Source organism: Microbacterium sp. EST19A, assembly GCF_019969685.1.
GTDB lineage: Bacteria > Actinomycetota > Actinomycetes > Actinomycetales > Microbacteriaceae > Microbacterium.
The window spans coordinates 1087499-1112890 of sequence record NZ_JAHXYZ010000002.1; the positions used below are offsets into that span (position 1 = coordinate 1087499).

General features: G+C 69.7%; 26 protein-coding genes. 6 read left to right on the forward strand and 20 right to left on the reverse strand.

From position 1 onward, the window contains the following. Positions 1–4: 4 nt before the first annotated feature. Positions 5–1009 carry an ABC transporter permease gene (locus LC452_RS15230; protein ID WP_223626774.1) on the reverse strand — a complete coding sequence of 335 codons (1005 nt, stop codon included), beginning with the start codon at positions 1007–1009 and terminating at the stop codon, positions 5–7. A gap of 86 nt (positions 1010–1095) precedes the next feature. Then, positions 1096–2769, reverse strand: coding sequence for an ABC transporter substrate-binding protein (locus LC452_RS15235; protein ID WP_223626776.1), 1674 nt, complete (start codon positions 2767–2769; stop codon positions 1096–1098). A gap of 168 nt (positions 2770–2937) precedes the next feature. On the opposite strand from LC452_RS15235, the gene LC452_RS15240 reads away from it, so the two are divergent. Beyond that, the gene (locus tag LC452_RS15240; RefSeq protein ID WP_223626778.1) at positions 2938–3858 is read left to right on the forward strand and encodes a sugar kinase; all 921 of its coding nucleotides are present in this window, start codon (positions 2938–2940) and stop codon (positions 3856–3858) included. Positions 3859–3954: 96 nt separating this feature from the next. On the opposite strand, the gene LC452_RS15245 is transcribed toward LC452_RS15240, so the two are convergent. The 5 genes from LC452_RS15245 to LC452_RS15265 are packed head-to-tail and all read right to left on the reverse strand — an operon-like array spanning position 3955 to position 9453. Next, positions 3955–4821 carry a MurR/RpiR family transcriptional regulator gene (locus LC452_RS15245; protein WP_223626780.1) on the reverse strand — a complete coding sequence of 289 codons (867 nt, stop codon included), beginning with the start codon at positions 4819–4821 and terminating at the stop codon, positions 3955–3957. A 14-nt stretch (positions 4822–4835) separates the two neighbouring features. Next, on the reverse strand, positions 4836–6347 hold the full coding sequence (locus LC452_RS15250; RefSeq protein WP_223626782.1) for a glycoside hydrolase family 3 N-terminal domain-containing protein: 1512 nt from the start codon (positions 6345–6347) through the stop codon (positions 4836–4838). Further along, on the reverse strand, positions 6344–7177 hold the full coding sequence (locus tag LC452_RS15255) for a carbohydrate ABC transporter permease (RefSeq protein ID WP_223626784.1): 834 nt from the start codon (positions 7175–7177) through the stop codon (positions 6344–6346). Before LC452_RS15255 ends, LC452_RS15250 begins: the two co-directional genes overlap by 4 nt. Beyond that, entirely contained in the window at positions 7174–8151 is a 978-nt protein-coding gene (locus LC452_RS15260) for a carbohydrate ABC transporter permease (protein WP_223626786.1), read from the reverse strand. Before LC452_RS15260 ends, LC452_RS15255 begins: the two co-directional genes overlap by 4 nt. Positions 8152–8166: 15 nt before the next feature. Next, positions 8167–9453: a sugar ABC transporter substrate-binding protein gene (locus LC452_RS15265; protein ID WP_223626788.1), complete on the reverse strand. Its 1287-nt coding sequence runs from the start codon at positions 9451–9453 to the stop codon at positions 8167–8169. Between the two features lie 180 nt (positions 9454–9633). Between LC452_RS15265 and LC452_RS15270 the strand changes: the two genes are divergently transcribed. From LC452_RS15270 to LC452_RS15285, 4 genes are all read left to right on the forward strand, one after another. Further along, complete coding sequence (locus LC452_RS15270; RefSeq protein ID WP_223626790.1) at positions 9634–10893, forward strand: LCP family protein; 1260 nt, start codon at positions 9634–9636, stop codon at positions 10891–10893. 33 nt (positions 10894–10926) lie between these two features. Continuing rightward, on the forward strand, positions 10927–11787 hold the full coding sequence (locus LC452_RS15275) for a spermidine synthase (protein ID WP_223626791.1): 861 nt from the start codon (positions 10927–10929) through the stop codon (positions 11785–11787). Positions 11788–11896: 109 nt separating this feature from the next. Beyond that, the gene (locus LC452_RS15280; RefSeq protein WP_223626793.1) at positions 11897–12424 is read left to right on the forward strand and encodes a hypothetical protein; all 528 of its coding nucleotides are present in this window, start codon (positions 11897–11899) and stop codon (positions 12422–12424) included. 45 nt (positions 12425–12469) lie between these two features. Next, a complete protein-coding gene (locus tag LC452_RS15285; protein WP_223626795.1) occupies positions 12470–12958 on the forward strand; it encodes a SprT-like domain-containing protein in 489 nt (162 codons plus the stop codon). Positions 12959–12993: 35 nt separating this feature from the next. On the opposite strand, the gene LC452_RS15290 is transcribed toward LC452_RS15285, so the two are convergent. The 13 genes from LC452_RS15290 to LC452_RS15350 form a co-directional block, all read right to left on the reverse strand. After that, positions 12994–13431: a DUF3054 domain-containing protein gene (locus tag LC452_RS15290; RefSeq protein ID WP_223626797.1), complete on the reverse strand. Its 438-nt coding sequence runs from the start codon at positions 13429–13431 to the stop codon at positions 12994–12996. Between the two features lie 55 nt (positions 13432–13486). Beyond that, positions 13487–14149 (reverse strand): 2-phosphosulfolactate phosphatase, encoded by a 663-nt coding sequence (locus LC452_RS15295; protein ID WP_223626799.1) that lies wholly within the window; start codon positions 14147–14149, stop codon positions 13487–13489. Positions 14150–14167: 18 nt separating this feature from the next. After that, positions 14168–15628 carry an FtsX-like permease family protein gene (locus tag LC452_RS15300; RefSeq protein ID WP_223626801.1) on the reverse strand — a complete coding sequence of 487 codons (1461 nt, stop codon included), beginning with the start codon at positions 15626–15628 and terminating at the stop codon, positions 14168–14170. After that, complete coding sequence (locus LC452_RS15305; protein WP_223626803.1) at positions 15625–16386, reverse strand: ABC transporter ATP-binding protein; 762 nt, start codon at positions 16384–16386, stop codon at positions 15625–15627. The genes LC452_RS15300 and LC452_RS15305 overlap by 4 nt, the downstream gene beginning before the upstream one ends. Positions 16387–16574: 188 nt before the next feature. Further along, positions 16575–17210, reverse strand: a complete 636-nt coding sequence (locus LC452_RS15310; protein ID WP_223626805.1) for a response regulator transcription factor — start codon at positions 17208–17210, stop codon at positions 16575–16577. Beyond that, on the reverse strand, positions 17207–18418 hold the full coding sequence (locus LC452_RS15315; protein WP_223626807.1) for a histidine kinase: 1212 nt from the start codon (positions 18416–18418) through the stop codon (positions 17207–17209). Before LC452_RS15315 ends, LC452_RS15310 begins: the two co-directional genes overlap by 4 nt. 59 nt (positions 18419–18477) lie before the next feature. Further along, a complete protein-coding gene (locus LC452_RS15320) occupies positions 18478–19269 on the reverse strand; it encodes a class I SAM-dependent methyltransferase (RefSeq protein WP_223626809.1) in 792 nt (263 codons plus the stop codon). 21 nt (positions 19270–19290) lie between these two features. Next, positions 19291–20352 carry an adenylyl-sulfate kinase gene (locus LC452_RS15325; protein WP_223626811.1) on the reverse strand — a complete coding sequence of 354 codons (1062 nt, stop codon included), beginning with the start codon at positions 20350–20352 and terminating at the stop codon, positions 19291–19293. A gap of 28 nt (positions 20353–20380) precedes the next feature. Then, complete coding sequence (locus LC452_RS15330) at positions 20381–21541, reverse strand: AMP-binding protein (RefSeq protein WP_223626813.1); 1161 nt, start codon at positions 21539–21541, stop codon at positions 20381–20383. Positions 21542–21557: 16 nt separating this feature from the next. Next, positions 21558–22469, reverse strand: coding sequence for a 1,4-dihydroxy-2-naphthoyl-CoA synthase (locus LC452_RS15335; protein WP_223626815.1), 912 nt, complete (start codon positions 22467–22469; stop codon positions 21558–21560). An 83-nt stretch (positions 22470–22552) separates the two neighbouring features. Next, the gene (locus tag LC452_RS15340; protein ID WP_223626817.1) at positions 22553–23512 is read right to left on the reverse strand and encodes a permease prefix domain 1-containing protein; all 960 of its coding nucleotides are present in this window, start codon (positions 23510–23512) and stop codon (positions 22553–22555) included. Position 23513: 1 nt separating this feature from the next. Next, positions 23514–23846, reverse strand: coding sequence for a PadR family transcriptional regulator (locus tag LC452_RS15345; protein WP_223626819.1), 333 nt, complete (start codon positions 23844–23846; stop codon positions 23514–23516). A gap of 145 nt (positions 23847–23991) precedes the next feature. Next, the gene (locus LC452_RS15350) at positions 23992–24207 is read right to left on the reverse strand and encodes a hypothetical protein (protein ID WP_223626821.1); all 216 of its coding nucleotides are present in this window, start codon (positions 24205–24207) and stop codon (positions 23992–23994) included. Between the two features lie 206 nt (positions 24208–24413). On the opposite strand from LC452_RS15350, the gene LC452_RS15355 reads away from it, so the two are divergent. After that, entirely contained in the window at positions 24414–25391 is a 978-nt protein-coding gene (locus LC452_RS15355) for an o-succinylbenzoate synthase (RefSeq protein ID WP_223626823.1), read from the forward strand. Position 25392 lies beyond the last annotated feature (1 nt).

Below are 25392 nucleotides of genomic sequence, written 5' to 3' on the forward strand. Positions count from 1 at the left end.
GACATCACTGCACTCTCACTCTCGGGTCGATGAAGCTGTAGGACACATCCACCGCGAGGTTGATCAGCGCGTACGCGATCGCGATGAAGATGATGAATCCCTGCAGCACGGGGAAGTCCCTGGTGAAGATGGCTCTCGCGAGGAACGAGCCGATCCCGGGAAAGGCGAACACGGTCTCGGTGAGCACCGCGCCCGAGATCAGCAGACCGGTCTGCAGCCCGATCGTGGTGATCACGGGGAGCATGGCGTTGCGCAGGATGAAGCGACTGCGCAGCGTCGACGAGCCCACGCCCTTCGCCCGTCCGGTGCGGACGTAGTCCGCGTTCTGCACCTCGAGGACGCTGGCCCTCGTGATGCGGACGATGATGGCGAGCGGGATCGTGCCGAGGGCGAGCGCGGGAAGGATGAGATGCAGGATCGCATCCCAGGACGCGTCGAACTCGCCGGTGATGATGCCGTCCCAGACGTAGAAGCCCGTGGGATGCGTGGCATCTATTCGAGGGTTCTGCCGACCGTCGGACGGCAGCCAGCCCAGCTGCACCGCGAAGACGTACTTCAGGATGAAGGCCAGGAAGAACACCGGGATCGTGATGCCGACCAGGCTCAACACGACCGACGCGTGGTCGGTGAGCTTGCCGTGCCGGCGAGCGGCCCAGTACCCGAGCGGGATGCCGACGCCGACGGCGAAGATGAGCGCCATGACGCTCAGCTCGAAGGTCGCCGGGAAGCGTCGGAAGAACTCCTCCACGACGGGACGGTTGGTCTGGATCGATGTTCCGAAGTCCCCCTGGAGGAGGCGGCCGATCCAGATGAAGTACTGCTCGAGGAGCGGCCTGTCGAAGCCGTAGAGCTCGTTGACTCTGGCGACCGCCTCGGGCGTCGCCTTCTCACCGAGAAGGGCGACCGCGGGGCCGCCGGGGAGGGCCCTGACCCAGGCGAACAGCAGGATGCTGAGGCCGAGCAGGGTGGGGACGAGGAAAAGCAGTCGCCTGCCGATGGTGCGCAGCAAAGAGATCTCCGATGATCGGAAGGTACGCCGTGTTCCGGTCCCCGCGATGCGCGGGGACCGGAACACGGCGCCTCAGATGGTCAGACCTACTTGGTGAGGACGATGTCCGTGAAGACCTCGTCATTCACCGGGCTGGCCGGGTAGCTCTTCACGCGGGGGTCGAACGCCAGGGTCGGCGCCGGGTGCGCGAGCGGGACACCGGGGATGAACTGCGCGACATCCTCGTTGATCTGCTCGTACAGCGCGGTCTGCTCCTCGAGGCTGGCGACGCCCCGGGCCTCGGTCAGCTTCTGGAACAGGTCGGGGTTGTTGAAGCCCCACTCCGAACCCTCCTGGCCGAAGAAGACACCCACGAAGTTGTCGGTGTCGTTGTAGTCACCGGTCCAGCCGAGCAGGTGGATGCCGTGGTCCGGGGTGCCCGTGGTGCGGTCGAGGTACTCGACCCACTCCTCCGAGACCGGAGTGGTCTCGACGCCGACATCAGCGAGCTGCGACGACAGCACCGTGAAAATCTGCTCGGGGTCGGGCATGTACGGACGCGACACGTTGACCGGGTAGTTGAAGTCGAGCTTCAGCGGGTTGGCCTCGGTGTAACCGGCCTCGGCGAGGAGCGACTTGGCCTTCTCGGGGTCGAAGTCGTACGTCGTGACGTCGGGGTTGTATCCGTTCACGACGGGCGGCACGAACTCGATGGCCTTCTCGGTGCCCTCGGGGAGGACCTGGCTGATCAGCGCGTCCTTGTCGATCGCGTACGAGAGCGCCTCACGGACCTTCGGGTCCTGAAGCTCCGGCACGGCCTGGTTGAACGCCAGGTAGAGGATCGTGAACGGCGGGCGCGACACCATGGTGAAGCCGTCGTCTTCGAGCGCCTTGGTGTCGGCCGGTCCGACGAGGTCGTAGCCGTCGATCGAGCCGGACTCGAGCGCCTGGCGGCGAGCGGTCGGGTCGTCGATGGTGCGGAAGATGATCTCGTCGACCTGGCCCGCCTCACCCCAGTAGTCGCCGTAGGCCTTGAGGGTGAGCTGCTCACCCGGGGCCCACTCGTCGAACTGGTAGGGGCCGGTGCCGACCGGGTGCCCCATGGCGTACTCGGAGAGCTGCGGAGCCTCGGCCGAGCCGCCGACCTCGTCAGCGCCGAACTCGGCGAGCGCGGACGGGCTCTGCATGCCGAACGACGGCAGCGACAGCGAGGCGACGAAACCGGCGAACGGCTTGTTCAGCTCGATGGTGACCTTGTTGTCCCCGTCGGGGGCGCAGGACTTGTAGACGGCCTCCTCGGGGTTCGACGAGTAGCCCTTGAAGAGCTTGTTGTAGTAGTAGCCGAACGCCTCGGACGCGGCCAGGCCGGTCCAGTTGTACCAGCGGTCGAAGTTGAAGCACACGGCCTCGGCGTTGAACGGGGTGCCGTCCTGGAACGTCACGCCCTCCTTCAGGGTGAAGGTGTGCGACATGCCGTCCTCGGACGACTCCCACGACTCGGCGAGGAGCGGTGCCGGGTCTGCGGTGCCCGGCTTCGTTCCGACGAGGCCCTCGAAGATCTGACGCGAGACGCGGAACGTCTCACCGTCCTGCGCGAAGGCGGGGTCGAGGCTGGCCGGGTCGGAGGATGCGGCGAAGACGAACGTGCCGTCGACATCGCCGGAGCCCTCTGCCCCCTCATCGCCGCGGTCGCTGGCGACGCATCCCGCCAGGGTGAGAGCGGCGATCGCGGCTCCGGTGATGGCGATGAGTCCTCGCCGTCGGGTGACTGTGTGGTGCATTCTGTGACCTTCCCTGTAGGGCGCTTCTGTGCACGTCCCGGGGCCTCTTCGCTCCGGACACGGTGATTCCTCGACGCTACCCAGTGAATTCTCAGATACCAAACACCCGTGTGTTGCGATCCGGTATCGACCTCTCCCGTATACCGGTGTTCCGGTAGTGTCCAGATCGTGCCCGATTCCTCCCCGCTCGCCGTCTGCTTCGGTGAGGGCATGGTCTCCCTGGTTCCCGCGCTCGCCGCGCCCCTCGAGGACAACCGCACCTTCCACCGCTCCCTGGCCGGGGCCGAGTGGAACACGGCCATCGCCCTCGTGTCGGCCGGCATCCGCACCGCCGTCGTCTCCCGCGTCGGCGACGACGGATTCGGGCGTTTCCTCACCGCGGAGCTGCGCCGGCACGGCGTCGACGACTCCGCGGTGGAGGTCGACGCGGATGCTCCGACCGGGCTGTACGTGAAGGAGCTCGCTCCGCGCCCGGACGGCGCCGTCGACGGCACGATGCACTACTACCGCGCCGGTTCCGCGGCGGCGGATCTGTCTCCGCGCACGCTGGAGTCGCCCGCGGCATCCGCTCTTCTCGCCGAAGCCGCGCTCGTGCACACCTCGGGGATCACCCCCGCTCTCTCGCCGTCCGCTCGCGCCGCGCAGGAGGCCCTGTTCGCGGATCGCCGACCCGATCGCCTCCTCAGCTTCGACGTGAACTGGCGTCCGGCCCTGTGGCGTGATCGCGAAGAGGAGGGCAGAGCGCTGATCAGCGACTTCGCCCGACGGTCCGACGTCGTGTTCTGCTCCCGCCCGGACGCCGAGGCCGTGTTCGGCGCGGGCGAGCCGGAGCAGCTGCGGGCGCTGTTCCCCGAGCCGCGATACCTGTTGGTGACCGCCCCGGACGGTGCGGTGGCGTTCGACGGCGACGAACGGGCGGAGAGCGCCGCCCTCGACGTCCCGGTCGTCGAGACGATCGGTGCAGGGGATGCGTTCGCCGCCGGTTTCCTCGCCGGCATCCTCACCGGCCTCTCGCTCTCCGGCAGCCTCGCCCGCGGCCACCGCATCGCCACGCGCGCCCTCTCGAGCACTCGCGACCACGTCGACTGAATCGGTCGCGTCGCACCTGGGGCGGAGAACTCCGCGATGGGCGGACTCTCGCCACCGGAGCATCCTCCCAACGCGGAGTTCTCCTCCCGAGAGGGGTCAGCGCCGGCGGCGGGAGGCGGCGGCGTCGTGCGTGAGCTGGAGGGGCAGAGCGACCGGCTCGCCGCGGTGCTGGACGACACGGACGAACAGCACGTCGACGAGGGCCAACTGGGCGATGCGGCTCGACATCGCCGCCATCCGGAACGGCGACTCGTGCGCGTGCGTGAGCAGCACCACGTCTGCGGCGAGGGCGAGCGAGGAGTCGGCGACGCTCGTGACCGCGACGGCGAGCGCACCGGCATCCCGCGCGACCTCGAGCGCCCGCACGGTCTCGAGGGTCTCGCCGCCGTGCGAGAAGCCGATGGCCACATCGTCGGCCGTCCGCAGCGACGCCGTGGTCACCGCGAGATGGGGATCGGGCGAGTGCGCCACGGAGCATCCGATGCGCGACAGCTTCAGCTGCAGGTCCTGAGCCGTCAGTGAGGAGGCCGCCTGACCGAACAGATCGATGTGCCGGGCGGCGACCACGGCACGGGCGACGCGGTCGAGACCTGCCGCATCGATCCCCCGCGCCGTCTTCTCGATCGCGTCGATCTCCATGGCCGCGAGCTTCGCGGCGATCGCCTCGGGCTCGTCCTCGGGGTCGATCGTCGTGCTGTCGAGGCCGAAGCGGGCCTGCTGCGCCTGGGCGAGCGTGACCGTGCGCGCGACCGCGACGCGCAGCTCGCGATACCCGCTGTAGCCGAGCGTCTGCGCGAACCGCGCGACGGTCGACAGCGAGGTGCGGCACAGCTTCGCGAGGTCGTTGATGGCGAGGTCGACGACGAGCGTCGGGTCGCCCAGGATGGTGTCCGCGACGCGCGCCTCGGCAGCGCTCAGCTTCGGCAGCGAGCGGCGCACCAGTGCGAGAACGTCGGCGTCCATGGGCGGATCCCGCCTCACCCGGCGGTGTCTACCCTCTCCGGGGGAACGGTGCGCCCGAGCAGCGCTTCGCGGGCGACCAGGGCCCCGAGCCGGCTGGCGGCGGCGACCTCGATCGTCGGCAGGGGCAGCGGATGCCGCGCCGGCAGGCCCACGTTCACCACGACAGCACGCGGGTCGCGCTCGGCGGCCCGTTCGACGAGGGCTCGCTGTGCGGCATCCGTATCGGGTCGATCGATCAGCAGCACGGTGGTGCCGGATGCCGCGGCGACCTCGTCGAGCACCCTGTCCTGTTCGGAGACCGCGTTGCTCGCGACATCCAGCCGCACGCGGTAGCCGTCAGCGGCCAGAGCGCCGGAGACGTAGCCGGCGGCGCTGTCGACGGCCAGCGAGGAGCGGCGGCGTGCGTCGACGACCGCGACCTCGGATGCCGCCGTGGGGGCTCCCCCGACGACTGCCACGGCGCGCCGCACGATCGCGGCGGCGTCGAAGTCATCCGCGATGTCGTGATGCCGCTCCGCTGCCGAGCGCAGCTTCGTGGCGAGCGCGGCGACCCGTCCTGCGGCCTCCTCGACGCGCTCCCGCGGCAGGGAGCCGTCACGCAGAGCGGCGACGATCCCGTCGCGGGCGGCGAGGAAGTCACGGCGGTCCTGATCCGGCAGCGCCGCGGCGCCCGGATTGGTGGGGTTGCCGATGCAGAGGAGGTCGGCTCCCGCGGCGAGCGCGAGAGCGGCACCGCCGTCGATTCCGACGGTCTCACGGATCGCGGCCATGTCGAGGGCGTCGGTGATGACGACGCCGTCGAAGCCCCATTCGCGCAGCATCCCGAGCACCCGAGGGTTGAGGGTCGCGGGCGCCTCGCCCCACGCGGGGACGACGATGTGCGCCGTCATGACGGCATCCACTCCGGCGTCGATCGCGGCGCGGAAGGGCTCGAGGTGCACGCGTTCGAACTCCTCGATGTCGAGCGAGATCTCCGGCAGAGCGTGGTGCGAGTCGACGTGCGTGTCGCCGTGGCCCGGGAAGTGCTTGACGCACGCGGCGACCGCGCCGTCCTGGATGCCGTCGACCGTGGCGACCACATGCCGCGAGACGAGCTCCTCGTCCGCGCCGAAGGCCCGCACGCCGATGACGGGGTTGCTCGGGTCGGTGTTGACGTCGGCGACCGGTCCGAGGATCACGTTCGCCCCGATCGCGCGCACCCGTCGGGCGAGCTCCGCGCCCGTCCTCTCGGTGGCGATGAGGTCGTCGAGCAGACCCAGCTGCGCGGCACCGGGGACGGTCGAGCCGGACGCGGATTCGAGCCTGGTGACGCTGCCGCCCTCTTCGTCGATGCCGATCAGCGCATCGGGATTGGCGGCGAGGATCGCGGCGCTGAGGTCGGCGAGCCCGTCGCCCACGTTCTGTCCGAAATAGACCACTCCGGCGAGACCGTCGCGCAGTTCGTCGAGGAGCCACGCCGGTGCCTCGGTTCCGAGGAACCCGGGCCAGAGCACGCCGTTGGCGAGACGCTCGAGGTCGGCGCTCATCCCTTCACCGCCCCTGCGACCATGCCGGAGGCGAGACGACGCTGAACGATCACGAAGAAGATCATGACAGGAACGGTGATGATCGTCGACGCGGCCATGATGCTGCCCCAGTCGTTGGCGAACAGGCCGAAGAACGACTTCAGACCGATCGAGACCGTGTACTGGTCGGTCTCGGCGCCGAGGATCGTCATCGCGAAGATGAACTCGTTCCACGCGGTGATGAAGCTGAAGATGCTGGTCGCGACGAGGCCGGGCATGACGAGCGGCAGCAGGATCGAGCGGAACATCCGCCACCAGCTCGCGCCGTCGATGTACGCGGCCTCTTCGAGCTCGACGGGCACGGCGGCGACGAAGCCGCGCAGCATCCAGATGCCGAACGCGAGCGAGAGGGCGATGTAGACGATCATCAGGCCGAGGATGCTGTTCAGCAGTCCGAGGCTCTTCACCTGGAGGAACAGCGGGATCACGAGCGCCTCGAGCGGCACCATCTGCACGACGAGGATCAGCATCAGCACCGTGGTGCGGAACTTGAACCGGAAGCGCGCGACGGCCACCGCCGCCAGCAGGCAGACGAGAGCGCTCACGAGAACCGTCACGAGGGCGACGATCGCGGAGTTGCGCAGGAACGTGCCGAAGCCGCCCTCGTTCAGCACGAAAGCGAAGTTGTCGAACGTGAACTCCTGCGGGAGCAGCGACTGCCCGCCGCTCGAGGCCTTCTTGTCGAAGGCGCTGGACACCATCCAGTAGACCGGGAACAGCGTGAAGATCAGGACCGCGGCGACCGCGATGCCGAGTCCGATGCGGGACCGGAGCGAGGCGCGGGGGTTCACAGCTCGTCCTCCTTCATGAGGGAGCGGATGTAGACGATCGTGATGCCGATCAGGACGAGCGTCAGCAGCACCGCGAGCGCGGCACCGAAGCCGTAGCGGTTCTGGCCGAACGACTCGACGTACGACCAGACGCCGAGGTTGAGCACGGAACGGTTACCGCCCGATCCGCCCGGCATCAGGTACACCTGCGCGAACACCTTGAAGTCCCAGATGGTCGACAGGATGATCACGACCGAGAACACCGGCTTGAGCGTCGGGAAGATGATCTTCCAGAAGCGGCGCCAGGCGCCTGCACCGTCGAGGGCGGCCGCCTCGAGCATCTCCTTCGAGACGCCGAGGAGTCCGGCGAGCACCGTGATCGCGACGAACGGGAAGCCGTGGTGCACGACGTTGAGGAGCACGATGGCGTAGAACGACCACTGGTTCGTGAACCAGTTGACCGAGCCGTCCATGAGGCCGAGGTCCTTGAGGACGGAGTTGAAGATGCCGCGGTCGGCATCGAAGATGAAGGTCCAGACGTACGTGCCGGTCACGGCGGGCATCGCCCACGCGACCATGATGCAGCTGGAGACGATGACGCGCCAGGTCGTGCCGAGGCGGGCCAGCAGCAGGGCGACGAGCGTGCCGACTGCGACGGTGACGAACACGGCGACGGCCGCGAACCCGACCGTGTTGGGCAGCACCACCGTCCAGAGCGTCGGGTTGGTGAGCGCCTCGGCGTAGTTCTCGAGACCGATCCAGTTGCTCTCGCCGGTGTTGATCTCACGGAGACCGTAGTCCTGCAGCGAGTAGATGACGACCTGGACGAGCGGCCAGAGCATGAGCACCGCGAGGATGATCAGCCCGGGAGCGAGGAGGAGCCAGGGGCGAGCCGTGAGGAGCGAGATGCCTCGCTTCTGTCGGCTGCCGCCGACCACGGAGGCGGAGGTGGACTCCGCCTTCGTGGTCGGCAGTGGCGCTTGCACCATCGACATGGAAGGGATGCTTCCTTACTGGTTGAGCAGTTCGGTCATCTCGGCAGCGGCATCCTTCGTCGCCGTGGCGACGTCCTTCTGCCCGCTGAGGATGGCCTGGATCATGGAGTTGGTCGTCTTCTTCGCCTGGACGGCGCCGAAGTTCGGCGTGACCGGGACGGATGCTCCGCCGTCGACCATCTGCTCGGCGAACGGTGCGACCAGCGGGTCGGTCGAGGCCAGGGCCTCCTCCATCGCGGACTGGACGCCCGGGAAGTAGCCGGTCTCGTTCGACCACTGCTCGGCGAACTCGCCGGTGGTCATGAGCTTGACGAACTCCCACGCCAGGTCGGGGTTCTTCGTGGTGTTGAAGACCGACAGGTGCGATCCGCCGAGCACGGACGGGGCGATGCCGCCGTCTTCGCCGGGGATGACCGCCGCGCCGATCTTGCCCTCGAGGTCGGGGTTCGCCTCGATGAGCGCCTTCGGAGTCCAGGAGCCCGAGAGCATCATGGCGACGTTGCCCTGCGTGAACGCGTCACGGAGGTCGGTCTCCTTCCAGGTGGTGGCACCGGCCGAGGAGAAGCCGTACTCGGTGGCGAGGCCCGTGTAGAACTCGATGCCGGCCTGCGACTCCTTGCTGTCGAGCTCGCTGGTCCACTCGTCGCCGTCCTGCGTGGCGATCTCGCCGCCCGCGCCCCAGACCCAGGGGTAGACCTGGAACTCGGCGTCACCGGCGACCGGGAACGGGAGCATGTCGGGCTTCGCGGCCTTGATGGCCTCGCCCGCGGTGACGATGTCGTCCCACGTCTTCGGGGCCTCGAGACCGAGCTCCTCGAACACGTCGGTGCGGTACACGATCGAGCGAACGCCCGCGTACCACGGCATGCCGTAGAGCTCGTCGTCGTAGGTGCCGGCGACCGCGAGGCCCTCGACGAGGTCGTCGCGCAGGCCCTTCTCGGCGTCGACGTACTCGTCGAGCGGCTCGAGCGCGCCGGCGTCGGCGAACTCGGCGGTCCAGGTGGTGCCCGTCTCGGCGATGTCGGGGGTGGTCTGGCCGGCGATCGAGGTCACGAAGCGATCGTGGGCGTCGGCCCACTGGATCTCCTCGATGTTGACGGTCGCACCCGTCTCCTCTTCGAAGGCCGCGGAGACCTTGTCGTAGAAGGCGGTCGCGTCGGGGTTGGTGCCCTTCATGATCCAGACGGTGAGCTCCTGGCCCTCTCCGTCGGTGCCGCTCTCGGTGGCGCCGCCGGCGCAGGCCGCAAGGCCGAGCGTGGCCGCGGCGCCCAGCGCCACGACCGGAAGAATGCGCTTGTGCATCAGGGGATCTCCTCTTCGAAATTTCTCCTGGCGGGCATCGGATGCTCACCTGGTAGGAAAAAGTATCCACGACTAACTAATTCCCTGCAAGTTACTCCCACAATTGTCATGCGCCCGTAACATCAGCCCTTCCGGCAGTTTCCCGGCTGGCTGTGCAGCCGCGTGGGTATGCTCGCCCGCATGCCCAGACCCGCCCGAGACCGCGACCGCTCCGCGCTCCCGCGCCACGCAGACGTGAAGAAGCGCACCGGTGTCCCCCGGTTCCTGAAGATCGCGGGGATCGTCGTGGCGATCGTCCTGACGTCCGCCATCGCCGTCGCCGCATTCGTTGTCGTCGACCTCTTCAACCGCGTCGGAGACGGAGCCGTGACCCTCGAGGACGCGCCCGATGTCGAGCCCCCGTCGATCGGCGCGTACGACGGCGAGTTCAGCATCCTCATCATCGGCACCGACGAGTGCGGAGAGGTGTCGACGGGACTCCTGGGCAAGCGCTGCTCGGACGCCGACGGCGGCGTGCTCAACGACGTGAACCTCCTCGTGCACGTCTCGGCGGAGCCGCGCAACGTCACGGTCGTGTCGTTGCCGCGAGACCTCATGGTCCCGGTTCCCGAATGCACCCGTCCCGACGGCTCGGTCGCCTCTGCGCTGTCGAAGGCGTCGATCAACACGGTGTTCGAGCACGCCGGACTGTCCTGCGTCGCCAAGACGGTCACCGACCTCTCCGGCATCCCGATCCCCTTCGCGGCCAAAATCTCGTTCGACGGGGTCATGGAGGTCACCGAGGCCATCGGAGGCGTCGAGGTCTGCATCGGCGGCGACGGCATCCGCGACGAGGAGACGGGCATCGACTGGCCCGCCGGCCTGCGCACCGTGTCGGGCATCGAGGCCCTGCAGTTCATCCGCACCCGGCACGGCGTGGGCGACGGAAGCGACCTGGCACGCATCTCCAACCAGCAGCAGTACATGTCGCGGCTGGTGAGGAAGGTCCTGAGCGAGGAAGTGCTCACCGACCCGGCGACGGTCCTCCGCCTCGCGAACACGATCGTCGACAACGTCGACCCGAGCGACGAGCTGAGCAACCCCGTCCGGCTCGCGCAGCTGGGGCTCGCGATCAAGGATGTGCCGTTCTCCGAATTCGCATTCGTGCAGTACCCCAGCTTCCCCGACCCGGACAAGCCCGACCAGAAGGTGATTCCGAACCTCGACGCCGCAGAGACGATCTGGGCGGCGTTGAAGGCGGGTCAGCCGGTGCAGCTCACCGGCGACGTCGCGAACAACGGCGGAGTCGAGCTCGTCACCCCCGATCCCGGCGCGACCACGGATCCGGCACCGAGCGGCGCCCCCTCCACCGAGACTCCGGCGCCGCGCGCCACCCTCGACCCGAGCATCTCCGGGCAGACCGCCGAACAGGAGACCTGCGCGAACGGCAAGCAGGACTGATCGCGGCGCGCGCGGGCGCGTAGGCTCGACGGTATGGGCCGGATGCGATCGCGTGACACCGAGCATCCGCAGGCCCGGCTCGATCACGGCGGCATCGCGCGGATCGTGCCGTCGGAGTTCACCAGCGGGTTCGAGCTCGTCGTCGACGAGACGCCGCAGTCGCATGTCGACCTCGACGACCCGACGCATCTGCACTTCGAGTACATCGTGCGGATGGGTGCGGTGATCGATCAGCTCCCTGCGGGACCCCTCACGGCGGTGCACCTCGGTGCGGGCGCGCTGACCATCCCCCGCTACATCGACGCCACCCGTCCCGGATCGCGCCAACAGGTCATCGAGCTCGAGGCGCCGCTCGCCCAACTCGTGCGCGAGCATCTCCCGCTGCCCAAGGGCGCAGGCATCCGCATCCGCATCGGCGATGCGAGAGAGGGTGTGCGCAGGCTCCCGGCCGCCCTGCAGTCGAACTGCGACCTCGTCGTCTCCGACGTGTACTCGGGCGCGCAGACACCCGCTCACCTCACCAGCATCGAGTTCTACCGGGAGCTCGCCGCCCTGCTCGCCCCCGCCGGCGTGCTGCTGGTGAACGTCGCGGACGGTCCGGGTCTCGCTTTCGCCCGACGCCAGGCGGCCACGATCGCCGAGGTGCTGCCCGAGATCGGCGTCCTCGCCGACACGCAGGTGCTGAAGGGGCGTCGCTTCGGGAACCTCGTGATCGCGGCATCCGCTGCCCCGCTCCCGACCGAGTGGCTGCCCCGCATGCTGGCGGCCGGACCACACCCCGCCAAGATCGCGCAGGGCGCCGAGGTGGACGCCTTCGTGCAGGGCGCGCGCGTCGTGACGGATGCCGACGCCGTGGCGTCGCCGCGCCCCGACGCGTCGCTCTTCCTGCGCTGAACGCAGCCGTCGTCCGACTTCTCGAGCGGATGCCGTCGCCCGGGGCGCGCCGCCCGGAAGACCGAGCGAGCGCCAGGCAGACTGGACGGGGACGCGCGGAAGGAGAGCAATGAGTTTCATCCAGGGATACGACCAGGAGACCCTCCGCGAGCTGGTCGATCTCGACGAGTGCGCGGTGCGCCTCGCGGAGATCGACGCGCAGCGCAGCCTCCCGGCGCTCCTCGAGCGCGTGTGGCTGCTCAAGGTGCTCGACCGGCTCGACGAGGCGCTCGCGCTGGCCGACGACGCGGTGCGGCAGGCGCGGATGGCGGGCACCCGAAAGGACGTGCTGCGCGCACGTGTGCTGCACGCGACCGTGCTGCAGTATCGGGGCGCGTACGCCGCCGCCGAGCAGGAGCTGTCGACCTGCGCGGCCGAGGCCGAGGGGCAGCGCTGGCTGTCGATCGCCGCCTTCGCGCACCACCATCACGGCAAGAACGCCTACGACGCACGCGACTACGAGACGGCGCGCGAGAGCTTCAAGCAGTCGCTGTTCCTGCGGCGCGAATCCGGCGCGGAGGATCGCGATCTCGAGACCGCGCTGCTCGCGATCGAGGCGGCGGAGCGTCGCCGTTCCGAGCAGCTCGTGGCGGGCTGAGCAGGCCTCGACCGCGATGTCGCCGGCATGGCTTAGCCTGGGCCCATGGCGGAACTTGACCGTGTGCGCATCTGGGGCGAGGCACTGATCAGACTGCATCTCGATGACAGCTGGTCGTTCGGCTTCGACAACGCGAAGCGCCGTGCCGGACTGTGCGATTACACGAAGAAGCGCATCACCGTGTCGCGGTATCTCGCGGCCCGCTTCGAAGACGACGAGATCCATCAGGTGCTCCTGCACGAGGTCGCCCACGCCCTGGCCGGGCACACCGCGGCGCACGGAGCGGCGTGGAAGGTCGTCGCGCGCGACCTCGGCTACGTCGGCGGCACGACCCACCGCGGCGAGACCGCCGTCGAGCTCGCGCCCTGGGTCGGCCGCTGCCCCGCCGGTCACCTCACCTACCGACACCGCCGTCCGACGAGGGCGACGTCCTGCGCACGGTGCTCGCGCACGTTCGACGCGCGCTACGTGTTCGCCTGGACACGCCGAGAGATCACGACCGACGTGCGCCTGGCCGCACAGATGCCGCGCTGACCTTCCGCTCGACGCAGGTCGGTCCGGCCCTCGGATCAGACGACCGGGTCGACGGGATCGCGGTGGTCCGATGACGCGCCGTTCGCCGTGCCCGGCTGCGTCTCGCCGGGGGAGGTCGCGCTGCGGCGACGGACGAGGGCGGTGACCGCACGCCATCCGACGAGGAACACCCCGAGCACGAGCGTCGCGACGACGATGAAGGGCACCTCGGCCGTGTCTCCGCTGAGGACGCGCAGAAGCATCCCGCCTGCGACGGTCACGATCCAGACGACCGCTCCCCACAGCACCGACCACGGCCGACGCGGCCGTGCGGGCAGGAGTGCCGCGAGCAGATGACCGACCAGCAGCGCGACGAGGAACGGCCAGGCGGTGAACAGGAAGCCCGCCGGGTTCTCGTCGTGAGAGGCGCGCCCGATCACGGCGAAGATCAGCACGAGCACGGCATCGACGATGAGAGCGGGGAGGTATCTCATGCCACGACCCTACGTGGCCGTCGCGGCGAGCGTGCACGCCCCGCGGCAATGCCGCTCAGTCGAAGCGCGTGAACCGGCCGTCGGTCAGCACCGGGACGGCGTCGACGGCATCGAGCACGGCGGCATCCACCGGCGCGGTCGGCACCACACCCGATGCTGCCATCCGCGCGGTCGACGGGACGCCGATCTCGAGCTCGCGAGCGGAGCCGCTGGCACTGAGCATGTGCCGGAGCGCGCGGCGCAGGGCTCGGAATCCCTCCGCGGCGACAGCGGCATCCGGTGCGGTGTGGTCGATGCCCAGGTCGGTGAGCGCAGCGACGATCGCGCCTGCGCCGAGGTGATCCTCGACGGCGAAGCGGGGTTCTCCCACCTCGTCCCATTCGCCTGCCGCGATGATGGCGACCGACGTCCGCGCCTGCCGACGCTCCTGCACCGTCTGCACCGCCCGCGCGACCGCCGACGCATTGCGGATCGCGCCGACCAGAACGGTGGCATCGGTGGCCGCGGCCGCCGTGGCGACGGCCGCGCCGTTGGTCGACCAGGCGACGGCATCCGCCAGTTCGATCTCAGCACCGCCGGCGACGGCATCCGTCACCGTCGAGGAGAACCGCAGCACGTCGACGACCACGACGATGTCGGCCGGGGCCAGGCGGGCGAGCCCCGCGGTCCCCCAGTCGAGACGGACCTGATACGTGGACTGATCGAACGGCGACGGCATCCGTCCAGCCTAGAGCCGTCAGTCGGCCGCGAGCGCCTCGACGGGGGCGACGCGGGTGGCCAGTCGAGTGGGCGTGGCGGCGGCGACGAGCGTCAGCACAGCCGTGGCGACGACGATGATCGCGACCGGGATCCACGGAATCTGCGGCAGCACGAATCCGGCCGGCTCGAAGTCGGGGAGCGTCGGGACCGAGCCGAGCAGCGACTGCGCGGCGATCCAGCCGTAGGCGACACCCAGCACGAGCCCCGTGAGCGTCGCGGCGACCGTGATGTGCGTCGCTTCGAGCAGCACCATCCGCCGCACCTGCGTGTTGGACAGGCCGATGGAGCGCAGGAGCCCGAGCTCGCGGCGGCGCTGCACCACGCCGATCGTGAGGAGGTTCACGAGGCCGACGGCGGCGATCACCGCGGAGACCGCGACGAGCACCATCATGATCCCCGCGAACGCGTCGAACGGCGCGAAGAATCCCTCCGGGACGTCGCCGTCCACCTGATTCATCATCAGTGCCTTCGCCGATTCCAGCGCGACGGCGAACATCGTCACCAGCGTCACGCCCATGACCACGCCGATCGCCATCCGCGAGGAGCGCTCCGGGTAGCGCAGAGCATTCTCCGCGGCGAGACGCGCGGTGGCGCTCGACCCGAACATCCGGCCGACAAGACGCAGCACCGGGGGCATGAACATGACCGATCCGATCACCAGACCGGTGAACGACAGGATGCCGCCGAAGAACGCGACGACGACGCCGAGCGGAGTGATCAGCCCGATGACCACACCCGCCGCGAGGAGCACCGCACCGCTGATCAGGAGGATCCAGGCGCCGACGTGGCGGCCGGGCCTGCCGGAGACCTCGTCGTGCGTGCGCTCCACGGAACCGCCGAGCGCCTGAAGGGGCGTCACCGACAGCACGCGGCGCGACCCCGCCCAGGCGGCGGCCCAGGTGGTGAGGGCGACGCCGATCACCGGCAGCGCGATGAAGGGCTGCGCGAGGGAGAAGCCCGTCGGATCGTTCGCCACGAACTGCGCGCCCACCTGAACGCCGACGGCGGCGAACAGGAGCCCGGTGAGCAGACCGATCGCGGCGCCGATCACGCCCACGACGAATCCCTGCCTGCCGACCTGCGCCCGCTGCGAACGGGCCGTCGCGCCGATCAGCCGCATCAGGGCGATCTGCCGCGTGCGACCGGCGATGATGGTCGAGAAGGTGTTCGCCGTGACGATCGCGGCCACGTACATCGCGACAGCCGTCAGCAGCACCGACAGCAGCCCCACGACGACCGCGAGGGTGCCGCTGTCGCCGATGAGCGGATCGGCCTGCAGGACGGCGCCGATGTACGCGGTGACCTCCACGAGGATGACCCCGAACGCGGCCGACAGCGCGGCGACCAGGATGCTGGCGCCCATGCCCCGATCGCGGAGCCAGCCCAGACGCGGACCGGTCGCGGCCGTCTCGGGGACGACCGTGGCGACGGCGGTCATGCCGCCACCTCCGCGGCGAGCATGTACGCCGAGATCTCCTCCGCCGTCTGGCGCGGGTGGTCGGCGACGATGCGGCCGTCGCCGAGGTACAGCACGCGGTCGGCGTGGCTGGCGGCGATCGCGTCGTGTGTGACCATCGCGATCGACTGACCGTGCTCGCGGCTCGCCGAGGCCAGCAGCTGCAGCACTTCGCGCCCTGTCTTCGAGTCGAGGTTGCCCGTGGGTTCATCGGCGAAGACGAGGTCGGGGGCGGTGGCGAGGGCACGGGCGATCGCGACGCGCTGCTGCTGTCCGCCGGACAGCTGGTGCGGGCGGTGGTTCAGACGCGAGCCGAGGCCGAGCGAATCGATGAGACCGTCGATGCGGGCCCGCTCGATCGCGCTCGGACGACGGCCGTCGAGCTCGAACGGCAGCATGATGTTGCCGAGGGCGTCGAGGGTCGGCACGAGGTTGAACGCCTGGAAGATGAAGCCGACGCGGCGCCGGCGCAGGATCGTGAGGTCGAGGTCTCCGAGGCCGGTGATGTCGGTGTCGCCGATCCACGCGCGTCCCTCGGTGGGGGTGTCGAGTCCGGCCATGATGTGCATGAGCGTGGACTTGCCGGAGCCGGACGGCCCCATGATGGCGGTGAACTGCCCGCGGCGGATGCCGACGCTGACGCCATCGAGCGCGCGGACGGTCCCTTCACCCGATCCGTAGGTCTTCTTCAGGTGCTGGACCCGGGCGGCGAGGCCGAGGTCGGTGGTCGTGATCTCCATGCTTCGACGCTATTTCCGGCACTCCTCCGGGCGCGTCGCCCGCAGGAGGCATCCGTCGTACATCGGAAGGATGATCCGCCCGGCGACGATTCGCGGACATCGCGACGTTCCACGGACCGATCCCCGTGATTCCTTCCGCGAATCGTCATCGCCTCCTCGAATCGTCGGCCGGCAGGGCGACGATTCGATCAGGTGAGGCCGTGCTCGAACGCGAAGACGACGAGCTGCACCCGATCGCGGAGGGCGAGCTTGGTGAGGATGCGGCTGATGTGCGTCTTCACCGTCGCCTCGCTCAGGTACTCCCGACCGGCGATCTCGGCGTTCGACAGCCCCCGCGCGGCGAGCGCGAAGATCTCCTTCTCGCGGTCGGTGAGATCGGCGAACTGCGGGGGCACGGGCTTCGGCGCCTCGGCGAAGTGCGCGAACAGATCGCGGGTGGCGGATGCCGCGATGACGCTGGATCCGGCATGGACCGTGCGGATCGCCGCCAGCAGGAACTCGGGGTCGGCGTCCTTGAGCAGGAATCCGCTCGCCCCCTGCCGGATCGCCCGGGCCGCCGCCTCGTCGAGGTCGAAGGTCGTGAGCATGACGATCCGCGGCGGCTCGGGCCGCGTCAGGATCTCGGCGGTGGCGGTCAGCCCGTCCATGACCGGCATCCGGATGTCCATCAGCACGACATCGGGACGGCTGGTGCGCACGATCTCGAGCGCCTCCTGCCCGTTGCCCGCCTCTCCGACGACCTCGAGGTCGGCCTGGGAGGCGACGAGCATGCGGATGCCGGCGCGGAACAGCGCCTGATCGTCGACGAGGACCACTCTGATCATGCGTGCTCCCCCTCTGGTGCCCCGGAATCGATCGACGAACCGATCGGAAGCGAGGCCTGGACGACGAACTGCGCCCCGCGGTGTTCGGCTTGCAGACTACCGCCGACCAGCTGGGCGCGTTCGCGCATGCCGATGAGGCCGTGGCCTCCGGGCGCGGTGGCGGCAGCCTCGGCGGAGACGGTGTTGCGCACCTGCAGGTCGACGCGCTCCGGCAGCCAGGCCAGATGCACGTGGACGGTGCCGTCGCCATGGCGGATCGCGTTCGTGAGCGCCTCCTGGAGAATGCGGTACACGGCCAGCTGGATCGCTCCGGGCGGCTCCCCCGGCGGCATCGGGTCGACCGTGACCAGGGGTTCGACGCCGGCCTGGCGCACCTGGGCGAACAGCGTCTCGAGGTCGGCGAGCGTGGGCTGCGGGCCGTCGCCCTGACGATGCCGGAGCTGCGTGAGCAGCATCCGCACATCGCTGAGAGCACTCCGCGCCGTCGTGGCGATCGTGCCGAGAGCCTCGGTGGCCATCTCCGGTCTCGTCGCCGCGGCGTACCGGGCGCCGTCGGCTTGGGCGATGACGACCGCGAGCGAGTGCGCGACGATATCGTGCATGTCCCGGGCGATGCGCACGCGCTCCTGTTCTTCGGCGGCGAGCGACTCGGCCTGCAGCTGCGCCTCCCTCGTGCTGCGGGCGCGGAGCACGACCCGCCACAGCAGCCCGCAGACCCAGGCGAATCCGAGGGCGAGGACCGACACGATGAGGAGGAGCACTCCTCCGGTGAGCTGCTCCCACCCGATGCCCGTGCCGAAGGTGACGCCGGTGACGATGACCATGTACGCCGCAGCGACGAGGCCGCCCACCAGCGTCGACGCGAATCCCCACCAGAGCACGCGACGCGTACCCCACGCCGAGGTCGCGTACAGCACGAGCAGGATCGCGAGATCGATCGGGAGAGGGCCGAATCCTGCGAGCATCTGCACGATCGCGCCGGCCCATGCCGCGCCGAGCGCGAGGCCGGGTGACAACCGTCCGATCGCGACTCCACCGAACATCAGGATGCCGGCGACCACGACCGCTCCGACGCTCGTGCCCTGGATCACGGTGCCGCCCGTGGTCGGTCCGTAGAACACGACGGATGTCGGCGTCAGGACGAGGAAGAGCAGCGCCGCCCCGACGATGTCGAGGATCAGCGCCGTACGGGAGAGCGGGCGGATCACTCCCCCACGCTACGCGAGCACCTCACGAGCGGCATCCGCCTCCAGATGTATCCGCGCAGCTAGGCGCGGCAGAGGATCTCGCCGTGCGGCACGAGGAACCACCCGTCGCCGTCCGCAGCCCAGCGCTTCCACGCGTCGCTGATCTCGTGCAGGTCGTCGCGCGTCGCCATCCCGCTGTCGACGAGCTGCCGGGCGAGCGCGGATTCGAGGATGCGGTCGGCCCACATCCCACCCCACCAGTCGCGCTCGGCCGTCGACGCGTAGCACCAGGTGGATGCCGTCGCCGTGATGTCTTCGAAGCCCGCGGCCCGTGCCCAGGAGAGCAGGCGCCGACCGGCATCCGGCTCTCCCCCGTTGGCCCTGGCCGCCGCCTGGTAGAGGGCGAGCCAGCGGTCGAGTTCCGGCAGCACGGGGAACCAGAGGAACCCGGCATAGTCCGCATCCCGGGCCGCCACGATTCCTCCGGGCACGGTGACACGGCGCATCTCGCGCAGCGCCTGCACGGGATCTCCGACGTGCTGCAGCACCTGGTGGGCGTGCACGACGTCGAACGAGTCGTCGGCGAAGCTCAGCGCGTGCACATCCTCGACAGAGAAGTCGAGGTTCGTGAGACCGCGGTCCGCGGCGAGATCGCGCGACAGCGACAGCGCGGCATCGTCGATCTCCGTGGCCGTGACGCTCGCCACGACCCCGGCGAAGTCGACCGTGATCGTCCCCGGCCCCGCGCCGACGTCGAGCAGGCGCGTGCCGTCGGTGAGGTGCGGACGGAGGTAGGCGGCGGAGTTCGCGATGTCGCGCACGTTGTGCGACCGCAGGACGGATTCGTGGTGTCCGTGGGTGTACGAGGCCATGCGCTCCAGTCTGGCAGGGCCTCAGCGAGCGAGCTCGGCCGCGACCTGCGCGACCACCTGCGGCAACGGCGTGGCGGTCGTGTCGATCACGCGCTCCCCTGCCCGCACGGGCGTCTCGCGCTGACGGGAGCCGAGGGCGACGATCTCCTCGATCACCCGCTCCGACGCCCCGATCAGATCGTCCCCGGCGAGCAGCGCGTCGGTCCCGGCAGCCCTTCGGAGAGCACGATCGCGACGGCTCTCCTCATCGGCATCCAATCGGATTAACCGCACGTCGGCCCGCGGGAAGGCGGCTCGAACCTCGTCGGGCGAGACCTCGAGCGGCGCCACGGCCACGAGTGTCCGCGCACCCGCCGCCGAGAACACCCGCTGCAGCTCGGCGGCGTTCCGCATTCCGAGGCGCGTGTCCACGTTCCAGGCGAAGTCGAGCTGGGCGACGTCGATGAATCCCGTGCGCCGGCCCTCTGCCCACAGCGGGGCCACGGTCTCCCAGCCGACGCGCGAGGCGCCTGCGCATCGGGGTCCGGTGATCCAGACCACGTGCTCGGTCGTGCCGGCGTCGGCGACAGCGGACACGGGCACAACCCCGGCGATGCCGCCCCGCCACAGCCCGCGCACCGCGCGCACCGTGCCGTTGACCGGGCTCCCATCGGTCTCCACCCGCGTCCACCCCCAGTGGGCCGACGCCGTCTCACGGGTGCCGATGGCGAGCACCTCGTCGACCTGCTCGCGCGCCCAGCCTCGCGGAGCCAACCGCTCCCGGCGCGTGACCTCGTCCGCCCCGAGCCAGAGCGACACCGTCGGGTGGCCGTTCCCCTGCGGAGGCGCCGACGGCTCGGCCACACCCGAGACGACGAGACGCTCGACGCCCGACGCCGCGAACTGCGCCGCGACTCTCGCGAGAGCCCTCTCCTTCAGACTCCAGCGGTCGGGATCGTCGGCCGGCGCGGGATAGCACATGCCCAGCTGATCGATGTCGACGTAGCCGACGCGCACCCCTTCGACGGCCAGCTGTCGGGCGACTGCCCAGGCCACGGTGCTCTTGCCCACTCCGGGCACCCCGGCCAATCGCAGTACGTCCATCCGCCACAGTCTGGCAGGAGGCGATGGCTCAGCGCAGTTCGGACGCCACGCGCCGGATCGCCTCTCGATCGGGCTTTCCGGAGGTGAGCACGTCCAGCTCGTCGACCAGGATCAGACGCGCGGGCCTCGCGTGCGCGCCGATCTCCTTCGAGACCGCCTCGCGCGCCTGCTCCAGCTGCTCGCCCTCGCTGCGGCGCAGAACCTCGCCGCGTGCGACGACGATGACCGAGGCCTCGCCCCAGCGCTCGTCGTCGACGCCGACCACGACCGCCTGATGGAGGCCGGGGACCCGCCGCACGATCCGCTCGACCCGGTCGAGGGAGATGTTGATCCCGCCCGACACGATGACGTTGTCGGCGCGCCCGTGCACCCGCACGACCCCGTCCTCCACGAGTCCCAGGTCGCCGGTGCGATACCAGCGGATGCCGTGGTCGTCACGGACGAACGTGCGAGCCGTCAGCGCATCGTCACCCAGGTAGCCCTCGGCGAGCATGGGCCCCGCGATCCGCAGCTCCCCGTCGATCGTGCGCACGGTGACCGTCTCGAGAGGCACCCCGTCGTACACGCAGCCGCCACTGGTCTCCGTCGACCCGTACGTGCGCACCAGTCGCACGCCGAGATCCGCCGCCCGCTCGCGAAGCGGCTCCGGGAGCGACTGCCCGCCGACGAGGATCGCCCGGTACGCCTGCAGTGCGGCGCGCACGGCGGTGTCGTCAACGGCATCGAGCAGGGTCGCGACCTGAGCGGGCACGAGAGAGGTGAACAGGTCGGGGATGCCGGTGCCCGCGCCGGCATCCGGACGCAGCATCGCCAGTGTGGTCTCCGCGAAGGACCGCGGCGAGAAACGGCCGTCGATCACCGCCGGCTCGGTACCGGCCACGATCGAGCGCACGAGCACCTGCAGTCCGGCGACGTACCCGGCGGGAAGGGCGAGCAGCCACCGCCCACCACCGATCCGCTCCGCCGTCGCCTCGGCGCTCGATCGCAGCGCCTCGGCGGTCAAGGCCACGCGCTTCGGGATGCCGCTCGAACCCGAGGTCGCGATGACCACGGCGACGCCCTCCGGGGCCTCGACCGGTGTACCGGCCACCATCCCGAACCCCAGCGGCGATCCACCGTCGAGGGCATCGCGAAGGGCGACTCGCACCTGCGCCGGGTCGTCGGCTTCCGTCGGGATCAGAGCAGCCATGCGTGTTCTCGAGCGCTCAGTAGTGCCAGGGGAACGAGGACCAGTCGGGGTCGCGCTTCTCGAGGAACGAGTCGCGCCCCTCGACGGCCTCGTCGGTGCCGTAGGCCAGTCGGGTCGCCTCTCCGGCGAACACCTGCTGGCCGACGAGACCGTCGTCGACCGCGTTGAAGGCGAACTTGAGCATGCGGATGGCCGTGGGCGACTTCGTGAGCACGGTGCGCGCCATCTTCAGCGCCTCGCGCTCGAGCTCGGCGTGCGGCACGACGCGGTTCACCGCCCCTGCCTCATACGCGCGCTGGGCGGAGTACTCCTCCGCGAGGAAGAACACCTCGCGCGCGAACTTCTGTCCGGTCTGGCGAGCCATGTAGGCGGAACCGTATCCGGCGTCGAAGCTGCCGACGTCGGCATCCGTCTGCTTGAACCTGCCGTGCTCGGCTGAGGCGATGGTCAGATCGCACACCACGTGCAGGGAGTGCCCGCCGCCCGCAGCCCAACCCGGAACCACCGCGATGACCACCTTCGGCATGAAGCGGATCAGGCGCTGCACCTCGAGGATGTGGAGGCGTCCGCCACGAGCGGCGTCCTGCACGACCGTCTCGGAGTCGGAGTACTTGTACCCGTCACGACCGCGGATGCGCTGATCGCCGCCCGAGCAGAACGCCCAGCCGCCGTCCTTCGGGCTCGGGCCGTTGCCGGTGAGCAGCACCGCGCCGATGTGCGAGTCCTGACGGGCGATGTCGAGGGCCCGGTACAGCTCGTCGACCGTGTGCGGACGGAAGGCGTTGCGCACCTCGGGACGGTGGAAGGCGATGCGAGCGACCCCACCGTCGACCGAGACGTGGGCGGTGATGTCGGTGTAGTCCTCCGCACCGGGCGCGAGCACCCATTCGGCGGGATCGAACAGGTCGGAGACGAATGGGCTGGTCACGTGTCCAGCCTATTCCCCGCCCTCTGCGGAACGACGGAACGCCGCCTCCCCTGGGGGCAGCGGCGTCTCGTCGGCGGATGCTGTCAGCGGCGACGGGCGCGGACCGTCTTGATCCAGCCGTCGATGATGTCCCAGGCGGGGAACGCGACGAGGGCCGCGCCGGTGATGATCCCGAGGACCCTCATCGTGTCGCCCTCGACGCCGTTGCCGGTGAAGGAGAAGGCCAGGAACTCGGGGTTGATGAGCTCGCCCCGCACGAGGAGGGTGAGCGACCAGACCGCGAAGGCGACAGCCAGCACCGTGTTCACGACGGAGAGGGCGACGGTCCAGCGGCGGCGGGCGTACACGGCGACGGCGAGGAGGGTCTCCGCGGCGATCAGCACGAAGAGCACCGTGATGCCCCACGGCCAGAGCCCCGGGTGGAGGATCGGGATCGGCTCGCCGCCCGTGGGGAAGAATCCCCGCGTCACATCCCACAGCACCGCCCCGATACCCAGGAGCAGCATCACCAGCGAGGCGATCACGTCGCTGCGGTTCGCGCCGTCGTCGGCCTGTGCGGGAAGCTGGTCGACGTCCCACTTCACGCCCGTGTCGGTGCCGGCGCGCTCGAGGATGAAGAAGACCAGGGTCACCCAGAAACCGACGTTCACGATGACCTGGATGCCGACGACCACGGCCGCGCCGATCATCTCGCCCACGGTGGCGCCGTCGAGAGCCTTCCCGAGTGCGACACCGCCCATCGCGCAGATCGGCACGATGATCAGCAGCAGCTTCAGCAGTCGCCACCAGGTGAGGAAGTAGCGGGGGCCGATGAGGTGCAGCGGGAAGTCGGCGTACCCCGCGGCCAGCACACCCGGGTCGCCGAGCTCGGTCAGGACCGCGCGCTCGGCGGCACCCGGTGCCTCGCCCTGCTCGATGCGCGCCTCGACCGCATCGGCGATGGACGCTTCGAGCTCGGCCCGGACGTCGCCCTGCGCCTGCGGCTGCAGGCTGCGGATGGTCGCGCTGATGTATCTCTCGGTGAGAGTGTTCGTCGTGGTCATGTCACTTCTCCTCGGAGGTGAGGGATGCGATCGCCGCAGTCAGCGAACGCCATTCGTCGGTGAGGGTGTCGGCCAGGCGGATGCCGGCTTCCGCGGTGCGGTAGAACTTGCGGGGCCGGGCCTCGTCGGTGTTCCACTCGCTCGTGAGGTACTCCTGCTTCTCCAGGCGGCGCAGCAGGGGGTACAGCGTGTTCGCGTCGGTGGCGAAGCCGCGGCGCTCGAGCTCTTCGAGAAGCCCGTAGCCGTAGCCCGCCGTGCGCAGCAGCTGCAGGCAGGCGAGCACGATCGTGCCGCGGCGGAGCTCCTGCAGATGCGTGTCGAGCGTTTCGTTCATGACTCACACGGTACTGTGTGTCACACACCATTGTCAATCACACATTTATGTAGCCGGCAAGAAAGCAATCGACCCACCCGCTCGGTGAGCGGATGGGCCGATGACGAAGCAGCGAGTCGATGGCGATGCGCGCTCGCCTTCGCCGTCACATGATGTTCCAGAACGGATTCCAGTCCGGACGGTCGGTGTACCAGCTGTTGCCGTGATTGTCGCTGCACTGGTAGTAGTCCTCCCCGGTGGTCCGGGTACATCCCCACACATCGCTGAAGTCGGCCTCGGCGGATGCCGCCGAGGCGCCACCGATCACGAGGATGGAACTCACGCCCACCACCGCGGCCATCCGGAGCAGTCTCTTCTTCATGTCACTCACTCGCTTCCCTGTCGATCGTCCGCACCGGGCGGTGCGACGCGTCGAGCGTAGGAGCACACAGGGAGACCGGAAAGCGATCGAGGCGATATACCGACATTCAATGGGACAACCGGCGTCATGACTCTTCCGGACCAGGCGTCCTCGTCGACACGGTGTGACCTCGAGGCTCAGCACCGACACCAGGGCACAATGGGGACATGCTCCCCCCGCTCGCAGACCTGCTCGCCTCCGCCCGCGTCGTCGCCCTCCCGATGCACACCCGTTTCCGCGGCGTGGACACGCGCGAGGCACTCCTGTTCGAGGGACCGGAAGGGTGGGCGGAGTTCTCCCCCTTCGTGGAGTACGAGGATGCCGAGGCCGCGACCTGGCTCGCCGCCGCCATCGATTTCGGCTGGAATCCGCAGCCGGCTCCCCTGCGTGACCGGATCGCGGTCAACGCCACGATCCCCGCGATCGACGCGTCACTCGTGGCCGACGTCCTCGCGCGCTTCGCCGGATGCCGGACGGCGAAGGTGAAGGTCGCCGAACCGGGCCAGACGCTCGCCGACGACGTGGCCCGCGTGCGGGCGGTGCGCGAGGCGATGGGTCCGGAGGGACGCATCCGCATCGACGCGAACGGCATGTGGAACGTCGACGAGGCCGAGCACGCCGTGCACGCCCTCAACGAGTTCGATCTCGAGTACGTGGAGCAGCCGTGCGCGACCGTGGACGAGCTCGCCGACCTGCGCCGACGCGTGAAGTACATGGGCGTCCCGGTCGCGGCCGACGAGAGCGTGCGCAAATCCGACGACCCGCTCGCCGTCGCGCGCGCCCGTGCGGCCGACCTCCTCGTCATCAAGGCACAGCCCCTGGGCGGGGTCACGCACGCCCTGCAGATCGTGACGGCCGCAGGGCTTCCCGTGGTCGTCTCCAGCGCGCTCGACACGGCGATCGGCCTGTCCCAGGGTGCCGCGCTCGCCGCGGCGCTCCCCCACCTGGACTACGACTGCGGTCTCGGCACTTCGTCGCTCTTCCTCGACGACGTCGCCGACCTGCGACCTGTCGACGGCTCGATCCCGGTGGGCCGGGTGACGCCGGATGCCGCCGCGCTGACCCGCCTGGCCGCCTCCGACGACCGCCGCGACTGGTGGCTCGATCGGCTCTCCCGCTGCCACGCCGTGCTCGCGTCCGACTGAG

Bases quoted from the DNA above. Each gene is read 5' to 3' on its own strand.
- LC452_RS15235 (WP_223626776.1), bottom strand. From the start codon at position 2,769: ATGCACCACACAGTCACCCGACGGCGAGGACTCATCGCCATCACCGGA.
- LC452_RS15245 (WP_223626780.1), bottom strand. From the start codon at position 4,821: ATGGACGCCGACGTTCTCGCACTGGTGCGCCGCTCGCTGCCGAAGCTG.
- LC452_RS15250 (WP_223626782.1), bottom strand. From the start codon at position 6,347: ATGAGCGCCGACCTCGAGCGTCTCGCCAACGGCGTGCTCTGGCCCGGG.
- LC452_RS15260 (WP_223626786.1), bottom strand. From the start codon at position 8,151: ATGTCGATGGTGCAAGCGCCACTGCCGACCACGAAGGCGGAGTCCACC.
- LC452_RS15265 (WP_223626788.1), bottom strand. From the start codon at position 9,453: ATGCACAAGCGCATTCTTCCGGTCGTGGCGCTGGGCGCCGCGGCCACG.
- LC452_RS15270 (WP_223626790.1), top strand. From the start codon at position 9,634: ATGCCCAGACCCGCCCGAGACCGCGACCGCTCCGCGCTCCCGCGCCAC.
- LC452_RS15275 (WP_223626791.1), top strand. From the start codon at position 10,927: ATGGGCCGGATGCGATCGCGTGACACCGAGCATCCGCAGGCCCGGCTC.
- LC452_RS15280 (WP_223626793.1), top strand. From the start codon at position 11,897: ATGAGTTTCATCCAGGGATACGACCAGGAGACCCTCCGCGAGCTGGTC.
- LC452_RS15285 (WP_223626795.1), top strand. From the start codon at position 12,470: ATGGCGGAACTTGACCGTGTGCGCATCTGGGGCGAGGCACTGATCAGA.
- LC452_RS15290 (WP_223626797.1), bottom strand. From the start codon at position 13,431: ATGAGATACCTCCCCGCTCTCATCGTCGATGCCGTGCTCGTGCTGATC.
- LC452_RS15295 (WP_223626799.1), bottom strand. From the start codon at position 14,149: ATGCCGTCGCCGTTCGATCAGTCCACGTATCAGGTCCGTCTCGACTGG.
- LC452_RS15300 (WP_223626801.1), bottom strand. From the start codon at position 15,628: ATGACCGCCGTCGCCACGGTCGTCCCCGAGACGGCCGCGACCGGTCCG.
- LC452_RS15305 (WP_223626803.1), bottom strand. From the start codon at position 16,386: ATGGAGATCACGACCACCGACCTCGGCCTCGCCGCCCGGGTCCAGCAC.
- LC452_RS15310 (WP_223626805.1), bottom strand. From the start codon at position 17,210: ATGATCAGAGTGGTCCTCGTCGACGATCAGGCGCTGTTCCGCGCCGGC.
- LC452_RS15320 (WP_223626809.1), bottom strand. From the start codon at position 19,269: ATGGCCTCGTACACCCACGGACACCACGAATCCGTCCTGCGGTCGCAC.
- LC452_RS15325 (WP_223626811.1), bottom strand. From the start codon at position 20,352: ATGGACGTACTGCGATTGGCCGGGGTGCCCGGAGTGGGCAAGAGCACC.
- LC452_RS15330 (WP_223626813.1), bottom strand. From the start codon at position 21,541: ATGGCTGCTCTGATCCCGACGGAAGCCGACGACCCGGCGCAGGTGCGA.
- LC452_RS15340 (WP_223626817.1), bottom strand. From the start codon at position 23,512: ATGACCACGACGAACACTCTCACCGAGAGATACATCAGCGCGACCATC.
- LC452_RS15345 (WP_223626819.1), bottom strand. From the start codon at position 23,846: ATGAACGAAACGCTCGACACGCATCTGCAGGAGCTCCGCCGCGGCACG.
- LC452_RS15350 (WP_223626821.1), bottom strand. From the start codon at position 24,207: ATGAAGAAGAGACTGCTCCGGATGGCCGCGGTGGTGGGCGTGAGTTCC.
- LC452_RS15355 (WP_223626823.1), top strand. From the start codon at position 24,414: ATGCTCCCCCCGCTCGCAGACCTGCTCGCCTCCGCCCGCGTCGTCGCC.